This is a genomic window from Glutamicibacter sp. ZJUTW (assembly GCF_008370855.1).
Classification (GTDB): Bacteria; Actinomycetota; Actinomycetes; order Actinomycetales; family Micrococcaceae; genus Glutamicibacter; species Glutamicibacter nicotianae.
Genome location: NZ_CP043624.1, coordinates 2852652 through 2867060 on the forward strand (window position 1 = coordinate 2852652; position 14409 = coordinate 2867060).

Annotated in this window: 14 protein-coding genes and 1 tRNA gene; 11 read left to right on the forward strand and 4 right to left on the reverse strand. The window is 63.2% G+C overall.

Features of this window, described 5'->3' with window-relative positions; all coding sequences use genetic code 11:
* Positions 1-122: 122 nt before the first annotated feature.
* From F0M17_RS13395 to F0M17_RS13425, 7 genes are all read left to right on the forward strand, one after another.
* Positions 123-917 carry a creatininase gene (locus F0M17_RS13395; protein WP_066141492.1) on the forward strand — a complete coding sequence of 265 codons (795 nt, stop codon included), beginning with the start codon at positions 123-125 and terminating at the stop codon, positions 915-917.
* 1 nt (position 918) lies between these two features.
* Positions 919-2646 (forward strand): BCCT family transporter, encoded by a 1728-nt coding sequence (locus F0M17_RS13400; protein WP_149597285.1) that lies wholly within the window; start codon positions 919-921, stop codon positions 2644-2646.
* A gap of 295 nt (positions 2647-2941) precedes the next feature.
* Positions 2942-4195, forward strand: coding sequence for an aminopeptidase P family protein (locus F0M17_RS13405; protein ID WP_038991777.1), 1254 nt, complete (start codon positions 2942-2944; stop codon positions 4193-4195).
* Between the two features lie 194 nt (positions 4196-4389).
* The gene (locus F0M17_RS13410; RefSeq protein WP_084083831.1) at positions 4390-5742 is read left to right on the forward strand and encodes an MFS transporter; all 1353 of its coding nucleotides are present in this window, start codon (positions 4390-4392) and stop codon (positions 5740-5742) included.
* A 31-nt stretch (positions 5743-5773) separates the two neighbouring features.
* Positions 5774-6547: an IclR family transcriptional regulator gene (locus F0M17_RS13415; RefSeq protein WP_149597286.1), complete on the forward strand. Its 774-nt coding sequence runs from the start codon at positions 5774-5776 to the stop codon at positions 6545-6547.
* A gap of 2 nt (positions 6548-6549) precedes the next feature.
* Positions 6550-6966 (forward strand): cupin domain-containing protein, encoded by a 417-nt coding sequence (locus F0M17_RS13420; RefSeq protein ID WP_149597287.1) that lies wholly within the window; start codon positions 6550-6552, stop codon positions 6964-6966.
* Between the two features lie 57 nt (positions 6967-7023).
* Positions 7024-7611, forward strand: coding sequence for an NADPH-dependent FMN reductase (locus tag F0M17_RS13425; RefSeq protein ID WP_149597288.1), 588 nt, complete (start codon positions 7024-7026; stop codon positions 7609-7611).
* Positions 7612-7627: 16 nt separating this feature from the next.
* Here the strand turns inward: F0M17_RS13425 and F0M17_RS13430 are convergent, their stop codons facing one another.
* Both F0M17_RS13430 and F0M17_RS13435 read right to left on the reverse strand, forming a co-directional pair.
* Positions 7628-8200 (reverse strand): dihydrofolate reductase family protein, encoded by a 573-nt coding sequence (locus F0M17_RS13430; RefSeq protein WP_149597289.1) that lies wholly within the window; start codon positions 8198-8200, stop codon positions 7628-7630.
* Positions 8201-8329: 129 nt separating this feature from the next.
* A tRNA-Ala gene (locus F0M17_RS13435) sits at positions 8330-8405 on the reverse strand.
* A 189-nt stretch (positions 8406-8594) separates the two neighbouring features.
* Here F0M17_RS13435 and F0M17_RS13440 point away from each other — a divergent pair.
* Complete coding sequence (locus tag F0M17_RS13440; protein WP_066142508.1) at positions 8595-9020, forward strand: VOC family protein; 426 nt, start codon at positions 8595-8597, stop codon at positions 9018-9020.
* A gap of 9 nt (positions 9021-9029) precedes the next feature.
* On the opposite strand, the gene F0M17_RS13445 is transcribed toward F0M17_RS13440, so the two are convergent.
* Positions 9030-10256 (reverse strand): MFS transporter, encoded by a 1227-nt coding sequence (locus tag F0M17_RS13445; RefSeq protein ID WP_149597290.1) that lies wholly within the window; start codon positions 10254-10256, stop codon positions 9030-9032.
* A gap of 145 nt (positions 10257-10401) precedes the next feature.
* Between F0M17_RS13445 and F0M17_RS13450 the strand changes: the two genes are divergently transcribed.
* Entirely contained in the window at positions 10402-11343 is a 942-nt protein-coding gene (locus F0M17_RS13450; RefSeq protein ID WP_038993717.1) for an endonuclease/exonuclease/phosphatase family protein, read from the forward strand.
* Here the strand turns inward: F0M17_RS13450 and F0M17_RS13455 are convergent.
* Positions 11340-12014, reverse strand: a complete 675-nt coding sequence (locus F0M17_RS13455) for an alpha-ketoglutarate-dependent dioxygenase AlkB (protein WP_149597760.1) — start codon at positions 12012-12014, stop codon at positions 11340-11342. The genes F0M17_RS13450 and F0M17_RS13455 overlap by 4 nt on opposite strands.
* A gap of 290 nt (positions 12015-12304) precedes the next feature.
* Here F0M17_RS13455 and cobA point away from each other — a divergent pair, with 290 nt between their 5' ends.
* Together cobA and F0M17_RS13465 are read left to right on the forward strand one after the other, a co-directional pair.
* Positions 12305-13291 carry a uroporphyrinogen-III C-methyltransferase gene (gene cobA, locus F0M17_RS13460; protein ID WP_149597291.1) on the forward strand — a complete coding sequence of 329 codons (987 nt, stop codon included), beginning with the start codon at positions 12305-12307 and terminating at the stop codon, positions 13289-13291.
* Positions 13291-14391: a uroporphyrinogen-III synthase gene (locus tag F0M17_RS13465; protein ID WP_149597292.1), complete on the forward strand. Its 1101-nt coding sequence runs from the start codon at positions 13291-13293 to the stop codon at positions 14389-14391. The genes cobA and F0M17_RS13465 overlap by 1 nt, the downstream gene beginning before the upstream one ends.
* Positions 14392-14409: the final 18 nt, after the last annotated feature.

Sequence of the window (14409 nt, forward strand, 5' to 3'; positions counted from 1 at the left end):
TGACATGCACCACTGGAATGATTCAGTGCAACAGTGTTGCATGCATCGCAACTAAATGATCCAGAATCTCGCATGGCGATAATTCTTTCGCCCCAACTGCTGTCACTACCTAGGAGGCAACGATGCCCTCTGTGTTCATCGAAGAACTTGACGCGGAATCCTACGCCACAATGGTGGCCCGCGAAGGCTCGACCATCATCATCCCGACCGGAGCCACCGAGCAGCACGGCCCGCACATGCCACTAGGCGTGGACGCCATGCTGTCCAGGGCCATCGCCGGCATCGTGGCCGAGAAGATCGGAGCCTTGGTAGCTCCGGTCTTCTCCTACGGATACAAGTCGCAGCCGCGTTCCGGCGGCGGCAACCACCGGGTCGGCACGACGAGTCTGGGCGCCGCGGCCCTGACTGGCATGGTCGACGACGTGGTCACGTCCTTAATCGCCCAGGGCTTCACGAACGTAGTCGTGCTCAACGGCCATTTCGAGAACTACCAGTTCATCTACGAGGGCCTTGACAACGCCGTCGCCCGCGCCCGCGCCACGGGGTCCGAATCCCGTGCCGTACTGCTGTCCTATTGGGACTTCGTCGACGAGGCAACGTTGGAAAAGGTATTCCCTGACGGCTTCCTGGGATGGGATATCGAGCACGGAGGGGTGCTTGAGACCTCGCTGATGCTCCTGTTGCATCCGCAGAAAGTGGACATGACCCGCGTGGTGGACCACCCGCCGGCCAAATTGACCCCGTACGACATCTTCCCCGAGGATCCCGCGCGCACCCCGCCTACCGGCTGCCTCTCCAGCGCCGCCGGCGCCAGCGCCGAAAAGGGCCAACTGCTGCTGGATGCGGTCACGGCTGCCGTAGCCGATTCGCTCCAGGGCGAGCTGCTCCTGGGATCCATCCAGGTGGAGGTCGAGTAGCATGTCCCTCAACGAAACCGAACGGAAGAACGCCCGGAAGGGCGAGGGCTCAAGCCAGGCGCCCGTCGAAGTGCCCCGTTTCATGGGACGCGTGATCCCGCCCTTGGATCGCCTGCTCATCCGGATTATCCCGCCCGCATTGATCGTCGCGGTGCTGCTCTGGGTACTGCTTTCCCCCGAGCAGGCATCGGCGGCCATCTCCGAGATGCGCACCTTTGTCACCGGGAAATTCACTTGGCTGTTCATCCTGTACTCGGTCTTCACCGTGGTGATGTGCCTCTGGCTGTCGATGAGCAAGGTCGGCAGAATCCGCCTGGGCGGGCCCAAGGCCAAGCCCGAGCACAGCAAGTTCGCCTGGTACTCCATGCTCTTCGCATGCGGCCAGGGCATCGGCCTGATCTTCTGGTCCGTCGCAGAACCGATCATGCTGCGCGACGAGAACCCTGTCATCCCATCCACCACGCCTGCCGGCGCAGCCGAAGGCGGGATCGTGTGGACCTACTTCCACTGGGGACTGACCGCCTGGGCCATGTACTGCGTGGTGGCGGTCTGCCTGGCCTATTCGCACCACAACCTGGGCAAGACGCTGACCTTCCGCGAAGCCACCGTGGACCTCCTGCCCCGCTGGTCGCGACGCGGTGCGGGCGTGGTCATCGAGCTGCTGGCCATCATCGCCACCGTGCTAGGCCTGGCGACCTCGTTCGGATTCGCCGCCTTGCAGTTCACTTCCGGGCTTTCCTCGTTCACCGGCCTGTCGTCCAGTCCTGCACTGTGGCTGGTCGTCATCGCGATCTTCGCCGGCATCACCTGCATCTCCGCCATCGTGGGCATCAGCAAGGGCATGGCGCGCATTTCCAGCCTGAACTCCATTCTGAGCATTGTGCTGGTCGGTGCGGTGCTGGTCTTCGGCCCGACGCTGTATATCGTCTCGATGCTCTCGCAGACCTTTGGCAGCTTCATGGCCAATTTCGTGAATATGAGCCTCTGGACCGATGCCAGCATCACCTCCAGCCCCCTGGCCAGCTGGCAGGACAGCTGGAATGGCTGGTGGACGGTATTCATCTGGTGCTGGGTCATCGCCTTTTCGCCGTTCGTGGCAGGGTTCATCGCGCGGATTTCGCGCGGCCGCACCATCCGCGAATTCGTCATCGGCGTGACCATCATCCCCACGCTCATTGTGATGGTCTGGGTCGGAGTCATCGGGGCGAGCGCGATCTACTATGACGATGCGAGCAACCGGAGCATCAGCGATGCCGTGTCCGCGGACACCTCGGCCGGCCTGTTCGCGATGCTCGAGCACCTTCCGCTGGTCGGCACGATCCTGCTGGTGGTCTCCACCATCCTGGTCGCGACCTACTATGTCACCTCGCTGGATTCCGGGATCTATGCGCTCAGCGAGTTCGTCTCGGCGCCAAACAAGTCCGGACCGGTCTTCCGCGTGGTGCTGGTGCTGAGCATCGCCACCGTCGCCACGGTGCTGCTCACCCTGGGCGGCACGGCGGTGGTCGATACGGTCCAGACGGGCACCATCATCGGAGCCTTCCCGTTCTCCTTCGTGATCATCTTGATGATCATCAACCTGATTCGGCGATTGATCAAGCGCGACAAGGCAATCAAGCAGCTGGAGAAGGACATCAACAATCCCGACCCGAATCTTGTTTTCGTCGCTGACCCCGACGGCGATGGTGCGATCCTCAAGGAGCTCCCAGGACAGGAACGGCACACCTAGGCAGTGGATCCGGCATCGGAACGAAGGCCGCGGAACTCGTCATATTGAGTTCCGCGGCCTTCGCATTTTCCGGTCACTTCCGGGATTCATGCAGATCATTCCAGATTTACCGCTCTGCAGAAAAAGTTTTCACAATCGCCCTTGACAGTGACGCGGGGCACACATAATCTAAATGCAACGGCGTTGCAGTGAGCGCAACACGTACTTCTTCTCCGGCGATTCCCATGAATCCTCGCAATCCATCTGATTGGGCCGGCCTCCCTTGACAGTTGATTTCCCACAAGGAGCCAAAACCATGACTACCGCCAATATCGCCACCAATGTTTCCGAACTGGCCCGACTGAAGACCCTGCACAACGGCGCCAAGGAGCAGCTGACCTTCTCGGATGCCGAGTTCGAGCGCCGCCTGGCCGGCCTGCGCCAGATCATGGCCGCGAAGTCGCTGGACGCGGTCATCCTGACCAGCTACCACGGCATCAAGTACTACTCGGACTTCCTGTACACCACCTTCGGCCGCAACTACGCGCTGGTGGTCACCGCCAGCAACTCCACCACCGTCACCGCGAACATCGATGCCGGCATGCCATGGCGCACCAGCTACGGCGACAACATCGTGTACACCGACTGGAAGCGCGACAACTTCTTCTACGGCCTGCAGGAAGCACTTAAGCGCGACGGCGTGAAGGCAACCCGGATCGGCGTGGAAGACGACTTCCTGCCGGGCCGCACCCGCCAGCAGATCGCCGACACCTTCGACGGCGCAACCCTGGTGGATGTCTCGCAGGACGCCATGCGCCAGCGCATGATCAAGTCCGCCGAGGAAATCGAGGTCATCAAGCACGGTGCACGCATCGGCGACCTGGGCGGCGAAGCCATCAAGGCAGCGATCCGCGAAGGCATCAGCGAATACGAGGTCGCACTGATCGGCACCGAGGCCATGGTGCACGAGATCGCCAAGACCTTCCCGCACCGCGAAGTGCGCGACACCTGGGTCTGGTTCCAGTCCGGCATCAACACCGACGGCGCCCACAACTGGGCCACCACCCGCAAGCTTCAGCGCGGCGACATCCTGTCGCTGAACTGCTTCCCGATGACCTCCGGCTACTACACGGCTCTGGAGCGCACCTTGTTCCTGGGCGAGCCGGATGCCCGCAGCCTGGAACTGTGGAACATCAACGTCGAGGTGCACAAGCGCGGCCTGGAGCTGATCAAGCCAGGTGCCGTCTGCAAGGACATCGCCGCCGAGCTGAACGAGATCTACATCGCCCACGGCCTGCTGCCGAACCGCACCTTCGGCTACGGCCACTCCTTCGGCGTGCTCTCGCACTACTACGGACGCGAAGCCGGTCTGGAGCTGCGCGAGGACATTGAGACTGTCCTGGAGCCAGGCATGGTCGTCTCGATGGAACCGATGATCACCGTCATGGACGGCGAGCCAGGTGCCGGCGGCTACCGCGAGCACGACATCCTGGTCATCGGCGAGGATAACACCGTTGAGAACATCACCAAGTTCGGTTTCGGTCCGGAGAACAACATCATCGACGCCTAAAGGCGAGCGATAACCGTGGGGCGGGGCCCGAACCCCGCCCCACGGTTGCCTTAACCAACTGATGCGCGTCATGCACGGGGGCTGCGCCAAGAACCGAGGACCACCTACCTGGTCCATAGGAACACTTCATCATTCCAGCGGCAAAGAAGCCAGGACTGGCCCAAGCCGCTACCCTCCAGAGGCGGTTTCACACCATGAACCATTCCAGCAACTCCCCACTGCAAGCCACTGACGCAACCGCGGCCGCGCCGGCCACCGGCACAGCTACGTCCCGTACCATTGATTCGAAGACGCGCCGCAAGGTGATCGCTGCCAGCTTCATTGGCAACTTCGTGGAATGGTTCGATTACGCGGCCTACGGCTATCTGGCTGTCACCATCGCCGCTGTATTCTTCCCCAGCGACGATCCGCAGGCAGGTCTGCTGATGACCTTCGGAGTCTTCGCCATTTCCTTCCTGGTCCGCCCCGTGGGCGGGTTCATCTGGGGGCATCTGGGCGACAAGATCGGTCGGCGCGAGGCCCTGTCTTGGTCGATTCTGCTGATGACCGGCGCCACCTTCTGCATCGCGCTGCTTCCCGGGTACGCGTCCATCGGCTTCGGAGCACCGCTGCTGCTCCTGGCCTTGCGGCTGGTCCAGGGCTTCTCCGCCGCCGGCGAGTATGCCGGAGCCTCGGCCTTCCTGGTCGAGTATGCGCCCGCCAACCGGCGCGGCCTGTATGCCGCAGTCGTTCCGGCGAGCACCGCCACCGGCCTGCTCTTCGGTTCGCTGATGGCCGCCGGGCTAACCGGGTTGCTGTCGAGCGGGGACCTGGAGTCCTGGGGCTGGCGCATCCCGTTCCTGCTGGCGGCTCCCCTGGGGCTGATCGGCCGCTATATCCGCACCAAGCTGGAAGACTCGCCGGCCTTCGTTGAAGCATCCGAGTCCAGTGCACCCGAGAGCTCCCCCGTCGGGTCTTTGCTGAAGAACCATTGGCGCCAGCTGGTCCAGGCTGCTGGTGCGGTCTTGCTGAACGCCGTCGGCTTCTACGTCATCCTGTCCTACATGCCGACCTACCTGTCCGAGGAACTCGGACTGGACGCCACTCGTTCCTACCTGGCCACCACCGTTGCACTGCTGACCTATGTTGGTTTCATCTTCCTCACCGGCATGCTTTCGGATCGCTTCGGCCGCAGGCGGGTATTGATCAGCGCATCAGTCCTGTTCGTCCTCTTCACCGTGCCAGCCTTCATGGCCTTGGAATCGGGAAACTTCCTGGTCATCGTGCTGGTCCAGATTCTGCTCGGCGCAATGCTCACGCTGAACGATGGCACCCTTCCGAGCTACCTTGCCGAAATGTTCCCCACCAAGGTCCGCTACTCGGGCTTCGCGGTCTCGTTCAATCTCTCGAATGCGCTCTTTGGCGGAACCGCGCCATTCGTCGCAACCTTGCTGATTGCCACCAGCGGCAATGTCCTGGCTCCAGGTTGGTACTTGATGGCTGCAGCCGTTGTTTCGCTCGTGGCGGTAGCCTGCTCAGTGGAAACCAGCCGCAAACCGTTGGCATGAGCCGTAGGATAGTAGCAACTCAGGAGGGAAAATGACTGAAACCCGTAGCGAGACACGAGGTGCCTCGGTAATCGTCAACGTGCTCGATGTGCTTCGATGCTTCACCGTTGAGCATCCGGTAGTCGGCGTCACCGAAATCGCTGAGCAAGTGGGCCTTCACAAGTCAAGCGTCTCGCGGATCCTTAACACGCTCGAGCAGGAACGCGTGGTGGATAGGGAAGAGGAAACCCGCAAGTACCGTTTGGGAGTAGGACTGATTGCCATCGCCGGTCCATTGCTGGCCAATCTGGACGTGCGCCAAGTGGCCTACCCCCTACTGGAAGACCTGCGCGAAGCGACCGGCGAGACCGCAGTGCTGAACATCTGGGACGGCAGCGAGTCGATTTCCGTGGAACAGCTGTCATCCACCCATCCGGTCAAGCACACCTCGGTCATGGGATCCCGGTACCGTTCGGGGCTGAGCGCCACCGTTCAGGTATTCCTCGCCAACGAGGAACCAACGCGCCGCGCGGAGCTGATCTCCAGCGGCGAGATCGATCTGGCCGGCATCCCCCCCGTTGAATACGAGGCACGCCTGGATCTGGTGCGCGAACGCGGCTATGCGGTCAACTACGGCGAGACCTCCGCAGAGGAAGTCGGAGTGGCCGCAGGAATTCTCGATCACCGCGGAGAGCTTGTCGCCTGCGCCATGACTGCCGCCCCGTACTACCGCATCGGCGCCGATGAGCTGGAGCAGCTGTGCTCCAGCACCCGAATCACGGCACGGCGCATCAGCACCAGGCTCGGATACCACACGGAAGGATAGCCATGGACCCGTTCGAAGCACGTGATACCTACGCCTTCGACTACCGGATGCACGAAGGCTCGGCCATGAAAGTCAGCCACCATTTCGCCGGGCACACCGGGATGCCGGTGGCCATCCAGACCTGGCTGATTGAACCAGGCGGCTTCGAGGGCTTCCACCGCCACGAGGGACAGGCGGCGTTGCAGGAGTTCTACCAGGTGCTCGAGGGCCAGGCGACGATGCGGGTGGGCGAGCGCGAATACGAGTTGGGCCCAGGCGACAGCATCTTGGCCGATGCAGGGGTGGACCACGACCTGCGCAATACCGGCACGGATGCCCTGCGAGTCCTAGTCGTTTGGGGGCCTCCGGGCGATGCCGACTTCTCGGCCTTCGGTTCGCACCAGCTAGCGCAACGGGCCCGGGCCGGCGGCGTGGCTTAACTGGGAGTTTGCCCAAGGTTCTTTTGCCGGGTGCATGCCCGGTGCTGAAGTGGTTCCATGAGTTACAACATCGGCTATTTCGTTGGTTCGCTCGCCTCCAACTCCATCAACCGCGTCGTGTCCAAGGCGTTGATTGCCTTGGCACCCGAAAACCTCAGCTTCACGGAAATCCAGATCAGCAACCTGCCCTTGTACAGTGCTGACTACGATGCCGACTACCCGGAAGCAGGGACCGCATTGAAGAAGGCCATCGAAGGCTCGGACGGGCTGCTGTTCATCAGCCCGGAGTTCAACCGGTCGATTCCCGGTGCGCTGAAGAATGCCATCGACTGGGGTTCCCGGCCCTGGGGAGCCAATTCCTTCGCCCGCAAACCCACCGGCCTGCTCGGCGCCTCACCCGGAGCCATCGGCACCGCGGTCATGCAGTCCAGCATGCGCAGCGTGCTCAGCTTCCTGGATGCCCCGCAGCTGAACTCCCCCGAGGTCTATCTGCAGTACCGTCCCGAGGACTTCGGCGAGGACGGGAGCATCAGCAACCCTGACACGGAGAAGTTCCTGGCCCACTACATGGGCGAGTATGCGGCGTTCGTAGAGCGCGTGCTCGATTCAACCGCAGCGGGCCACATCGGCGACGAAGGTATGTAGTCGCCGCTAACGGCCGCTAGGCCCGCGAATACTCGGCAAGGGAAACACCAGAGGCAAAGGACTGCATGCTTTCCAGCTTCCAGCTCTCTGGGGCATATCCGGTGTCCCCGAAGAGCCTGATTCCCGACCCGAACATCACCGGCTGGATTTTCAACGCCAGCCGGTCGATGTCTGTGCGCAGCCTGGCCGCCAGTTGCCCGCCGCCGCACAGCCAGATGCGCTCCCCTGGCTGGGCCTTGAGATCGCGGATGACATCCCTCGGATCCGCGTTGGTGAACTGCACCGCTTCGCTCCCCTCGGGTGACGAGTGCTCTCTCGTGAAGACTATCTGCTTCAGATGCGCATAGGGGTTGGGCAGTGCCGGCAAGCCGACGGCGTAGGTATTCCAACCCATCAGCACCGTGTCGAAGGGGCACCCCTCGATGGGCAGTCCGGCTGCCTCCGCCAGTTGGGTCGGCGCCGTGCCGCGATAGCGCTGCCAGATGGGCGCTGCGTGCTCGCCCTCCACTGCGAAAGCATCGAATTCGCCGTTCGGACCGGCAATATATCCGTCCAGGCTCATTGCAACGAAGTAGGTCAGTTCACGCATTCTTCTCCCTTGGCTCATGGCCGGAGGCCAGGTGAATTCTGGACCAACCCTACAGCACTGGCGAGCGCGAGCTGGGGAGAATGCAAAAAACCGGAAAGCATCTTTTGGATGCTTCCCGGTTTTTTCATTTGGTGGAGGTAAGGGGATTCGAACCCCTGACCTTCTGCATGCCATGCAGACGCGCTACCAACTGCGCCATACCCCCAAATGAGGCGGTTTCAGCAGCTTGAACAACTCCTGAACCGAGATAAAACTCTACCGGAGCATTATCGAAAACACCAAATCGGGAACTCGAGACGCTGATCACATTCGGCTATTCACACGATGGCCTCGCAATGGAAGAATGTGGGCGGGACCTACCGGCCCCGCCACTTCCTTCGAAAGGCGCAATTCCATGAGCATCGGACTGACCCCATACCTGCGTTTCGCCGGAGACGCCAAAGAAGCGATGGAGTTCTACCACCAGGTACTAGGTGGCGAGCTTTCCATGATGACCTTCCAGGAAGGCATGAATGACAGCAATCCGGCCGTTGCCGACCTGATCATGCACTCTTCGCTATTCGTCGAGCGCGGCCTGCACCTCATGGCCTCGGACACGCCACCTGAAATGGACGTCCGAGGCAATGGCGTGATGGCGCTTAGCAGCGACGGTACTTCAGGAGCCGACGCGGAAACCCTCACCAAGTGGTGGGAAGGGTTGGCCGAGGGCGGCCAGATCAATATGCCATTGGAGCAGGCTCCGTGGGGCGACTCCTTCGGCGAGCTGCGCGACAAGTTCGGCGTGATCTGGATGTTCAACATCACCGCGGTAGCGAGCTAGCCCAAGCAGCTAGTGGGTGCGTGCCTGCTCGCGGGCTTCCAAGGCTTCGCGGCCCACGAGCAGGCCCACCTTCTTCGCGCGGATCTGGGTGATCCACGCAATCAGCAGGCCCAACGCGGCCAGGCCGGCACCAACCACCGACGGGGCGCGGAAGCCATAGCCGGCAGCGATCACCGCGGCACCCAAGGCGGCGCCCAGCGCGTTGGCGACGTTCAGCGCCGAGTGGTTCAGCGAGGCAGCCAGCGACTGCGCATGCGGGGCCGAATCCATCAGCAGGGTCTGCAAGGCAGGGATCAGCAGGGAACCCACCGCACCCATCACGAATACCATGATCATCGTCGGCACCACCCAGCTGGTCACGGCAGCGAAAATCAGCATGGTCGCGATCATGAAGACCGATGACAGCTTGATCGCGCCGAAGATCGACCAGTCGGCCAGCCTGCCACCGGCCAGCGAGCCGACAACCATGCCCACGCCATAGAGCGCCAAGGCCAGCGGTACCAGCTCGATCGGCAGGCCGGCCTCTTCGGTCAGCGTCGGCGAAATGTACGAGTACACCGCGAAGAAGCCACCGAACCCGACGATTCCGGTGAGCATCGCCAACCAGACCTGGGCGCTGCGCAAGGCGGTCAGCTCGCGGCGGATACTCGCCCCGGCTTCAATCTTGCGCCATGGCACGAACACGCTGATCAGCACGGCGGTCAACATGCCAATCACGGTGACGACCAGGAACATCGAACGCCAGCCGTATTCCTGGCCCAGGCGGGTCACCAGCGGGACACCGGCAACATTGGCCACCGACAGCCCGAGCATCACCCAGGCGATGGCGCGTCCGCGCATCGTGGCAGGAACCAGGCTGCCGGCTAGCACACCAGCCAACCCGAAGTAGGCCCCGTGCGGCAGGCCCGCGAGGAAACGGGTCGCCAGCATGGTGTTGTAGTCAGGGGCGAAGAACGAGGAGAGATTGGCGAGCGTGAAGAAGAGCATCAGCAGCTGCACCGCACGCTTGCGCGGAATCTTGGCGGCCAGCGCGGTGAGCACCGGGGCGCCCACCACCACGCCAATTGCGTAGGCGCTGATCATCAGGCCCATCTGCGCATAGCTCACCTCAAGATCGGCAGCGCCTTCTTGGAGCAGGCCCATCATGGCGAACTCCGTAACGCCGATGCCGACGCCGCCCATGGCCAAGGCGAGGATTGCCAGCAGCAGTTTTCCGCCAGATAAGTAGGCAGTCATTCAAGTTCTCAATTCGTGGCAGGGTCTTGGGACGCGGCTCCCTCGGCGCTCCTACCCATCGTAGTGACTGCATCGGGCGAGACCGGCAATCCCCAAGCCGAAAATTACGATTCCCACAGTATTTTGTGCCACTCTATTAAGTCCTATGGCTCATTCATCGCATCAACGCCTGTCTGCCTCGCGAATTATCGCGAGGTTCTTCTTTGCCCTGCTCTGCCTCGCGCTGGCCGGGCTGATGGTGTTCCACCAGCAGATCCCCGATGTCATGGGCCTTGGATTGATCGTCGACAATCTGGCCCCGTGGATGGGACTGGGTATTCCAGTGCTCCTGCTGATGGCCTTGGTTGTGCGCGGGCGCATCAGCTTCATCGCGCTGCTCGTGCCCATGGTCGTCTGGGCGGTCCTCTTCGGACCGGCGTTCCTGCCATCGGATCAGCGCGTCCCGGAAGCTTCGCTGCAGGTCGGCACGCAAAACGTCCACGAGTCCGCCGGTGTGCAAGCCGCCCGCGAGCTGGCCGCGCACGGAGCGCAGGTCATCACCCTGCAGGAAATCGGCGAGGGCCAAGAACCTGAGATCACCGCCGAGCTGGCCGAAACCCACCCCTACCGCTACATGGTCAGCACCGTCGGGGTGTGGAGCGCCTATCCGCTGAAAAACCCGGAACCCCTGGACCTGGGCCTGGGCTGGGACCGCGCGTTGCGGGTTGACGTGGCCAGCGGCAGCGGGGATGTGCGGTTATATGCGGTGCATGCGGCGTCGGCCAGGCCCACAGGGCACCACGAGCGGGACATGATGCTCAGTTCGCTGGCCGGTTACTTGGCCGAAGACGATTCTTCGAAGATCGTAGCGGCCGGCGATTTCAACGCCACCAGTTCCGACCGCCACTTCGCACCGGTCGCCAACCAGCTGGAGGAAGCCCACTACAGCGACTGGGGACTGGCCCTGACCTGGCCGCGGACGCTGTTCCCGATGCTCGGCATAGACCATGTGATGCTGCGCGGAGTCGAATCAGCCAGCTTGGAGCGGCTGGAGATCGCCGATTCCGACCACTACGCGCTAGCGGCCACCATCGATCTGGGAAACTAGACCGCTTCCAGCCCGGTCTGGCGCAGCGTGATGTTGATCCGCCCGCCGCCAAGGCCGAGGCCTGCCGGCGCGGTCCCGGCGTGGATCTTCGTCACCCCGTGATAGGCGAAGCGTGACGGTCCGTCGAAGACAAACAGGTCCCCCGAGGCCAGCCGGATCTCTTGCCACGGCCGGTTGCGGTTCTCCGTATTGCCCAGGCGGAACGTGGCCGAATCGCCAATGGACAATGAAACCACCGGCGCGTTGACCCGCTCTTCGGCGTCCTGGTGCATGCCCATCACCGCGTGCGCATCGTAGTAGTTCACAATGGCGGCATCCGGCTGGTATTCCTGTGCGCGCTGCGGATCCCCGGTAGCTTCGGCCACCGCCTGCTTGCCCAGGCGGACCAACCAGTCTTCCATGGGCGCCACGGTTTGGCCGCCCAAGTCGTCAGCGGTCCTTGAATAGCTGCCCGGGCTCCAATGCCAGCCCAGGCACAGGCTTTGCACGCTCATCGGATGCCCGTTGATGCGTGTACGGTGCGGCGGAACCGGCCCGCTGCCCCACTCGAAGAAACGCCGCACGATCCACTGCTGCGCAGCCGCGTCCAGCCATCCCGGCAAGTGCCAGGCGCCTGGGCGCACCGCTCCCCCGGTGCGGGGCAATGCACTGTCATCGAAAAGCGACTCCATGCTTCCAGCGTGCCCGTTGCGGGCAGGGCTCGGCAAGTCTCCTGCGTATTCGCTCACTGAACTTTGCAGGATAAGCCGGCACGGTGCCTTTCAACAATATTGACGATAGTGACTTTGTGTTTCGTCTTGCCCCCGCAAAGATTTCGAAAAGGTTAACCTTTATTCGATTTATTGCGCTTGAAACAATTGCGATACCTCTGGGAAAACCTGGGCACCTAAGCTGAGTGCATCCACTAGTTCAAGGAGAACCCCATGTCACCCCGAGAAACTCAAGCAGAATCAAGGACACCATGATTGGCATCGACCTCGAACTGCACGAATGCACGATACTGCTCGCCGGAAGTAGATCCGGGAGCAAGAATACTGCGAAACGCTTCGAAGCAGAGGGCGCCACGGTGCTCGCCGCCGAGGAGCCCTTCGAGGCAATACAGCTGCTGGAACAGGCAAGCCTGCTGGTGATCTGCGATGCCGACCCGATGCGCTTCACCTCCCTGGTGCAAGCAGCGTGCATCCCAGTGATTCGCCTGCGCCCCACACCCGCATCCGGATCCATCACGCTGCTCGGCGGCGGGCCCGGCGCACTGGATCTGCTCACCCTGCGCGGGGTACGGGCGCTCGCCGAAGCCGAGATCGTCTTCGCCGACCGGCTCGGCCCCGCAGCGCACCTGCCGGAGCTCGCGCCCCAAGCTGACATCGTCGACGTAGGCAAGCGCCCCGGGCACCACAAGCTCACCCAGCGGGACATCGAAGCCCAGATGATCTACGCCGCCCGCGGCGGAGCACGAGTAGTGAGGCTCAAGGGCGGAGATCCCTTCGTCTTCGGCCGCGGCTTCGAGGAAGTCGCCGCCGCGACCGCAGCCGGCATCCCGGTCAGCGTCATCCCCGGGCTGAGCTCCTGCATCACCGTTCCGGCAGCGGCCGGCATCCCGGTGACCGCTCGCGGCGTGAATACCATGTTCACGGTTGTCTCGGCCCACGACCCGCTCAGCGATGCGCAGCTGGAGCACCTGTCCAAGCTGGGCGGCAGCATCGTGATCCTCATGGGCATGGGCACCGTCGAGCAGACCGCCGCTGGCTTGCGCCGGGTCGGCATGGACCCGCGCATGCCCTGCGCCATCATCGAATCCGGCACCACCGACATCCAGCGCACCAGCTGCACCCGGCTGGCCGAACTGGCCGACACCGCCCGCGGCCATGCAAACCCTGCGGTTATCGTCATCGGCGAGGTTGCCGGGCTGCCGGCCAGCCTGCTGGCACAGCAATTGGAGGTGGCCTGATGGGCACCCCCAAGCCCCTGGCCGGCTTCCGGCTGGCAGTGACCAGCGACCGGCGTTCGGCCGAACTCATCGAGGCCTTCGAGCGCCGCGGAGCAGAAGTCACCCATACCCCGCTGCTGCAGCTGGCACCGCTGGACGATGAGCAGCAGCTGATCGCGCAAACCCGCAAGCTGATCGAGCTGCGCCCGCAGGCAGTGGTCATCACCACCGCCTACGGCTTGCGCCGCTGGGTCGAAACCTCCGAAGCGGCCGGCATCGGCGACGAGCTGCTGAATGCGCTCGGCCAGGCGCGGCTCTACGTCCGCGGCGCCAAGGCCCACGGCGCCGTCAAGGCACTGGGCCTGGAACCGGCGGCCGTCGCCGCGGACGGGCGCAGCGCCTCCATGCTCCAGCTGCTTGAAGGCAAGCTCGACGGGGCCACCGTCGCCCTGCAGCTGCATGCCGATTCCGATCACGGCCTGCCGCAAAGCCTGCGTGAGCTCGGCGCTCGCCGGGTGCTGGCGGTGGAACCCTACCGTTGGCAGGACACCAGCAGCGACAGCGGGATCTCCGCCCTGGTCGAAGGGCTGTGCACTGCCCGCTTCGACGCGGTGACCTTCACCAGCGCGCCGAGCGTGCACGCGCTGTTCGCTGCCGCCAAGGCCCGCAACCGCCTGCCCGCGCTGCTGCGCTCCCTGGCCGATCGCGTCGTAGTGGCCACCGTTGGACCGGTGACCGCAGCCCCGCTGATCGATGCTGGCATCAGCCCGCTCGTGCCCGAGCGCTATCGCATGGGTGCCATGATCGGGCAGCTCGTGGAGCATCTGGATTCGCTGGGCACCTTGCAGGCGCAGACAATCCACGGCCAGGTGCAGCTGCGCGGTCGCACCCTGACGGTCCAGGACGAGGACTGCGAGCTGACTCCCGGGCAAGCCGAGCTGGTGCGGGCGCTGATCGAGGCTGGCGGCAGCGTGCTCTCCCGCGAGGAGCTGGGTGCGGCCCTGCCCGAAGCCAGTTCCAAGCATGCCCTGGACATGACCTTGAGCCGTCTGCGCAAGGCATTGCCCCAGCCGGAAATCATCGCCACGGTCATCAAACGCGGGTATCGGCTGAACGTTTGATCGCCCGAATGGGATTTT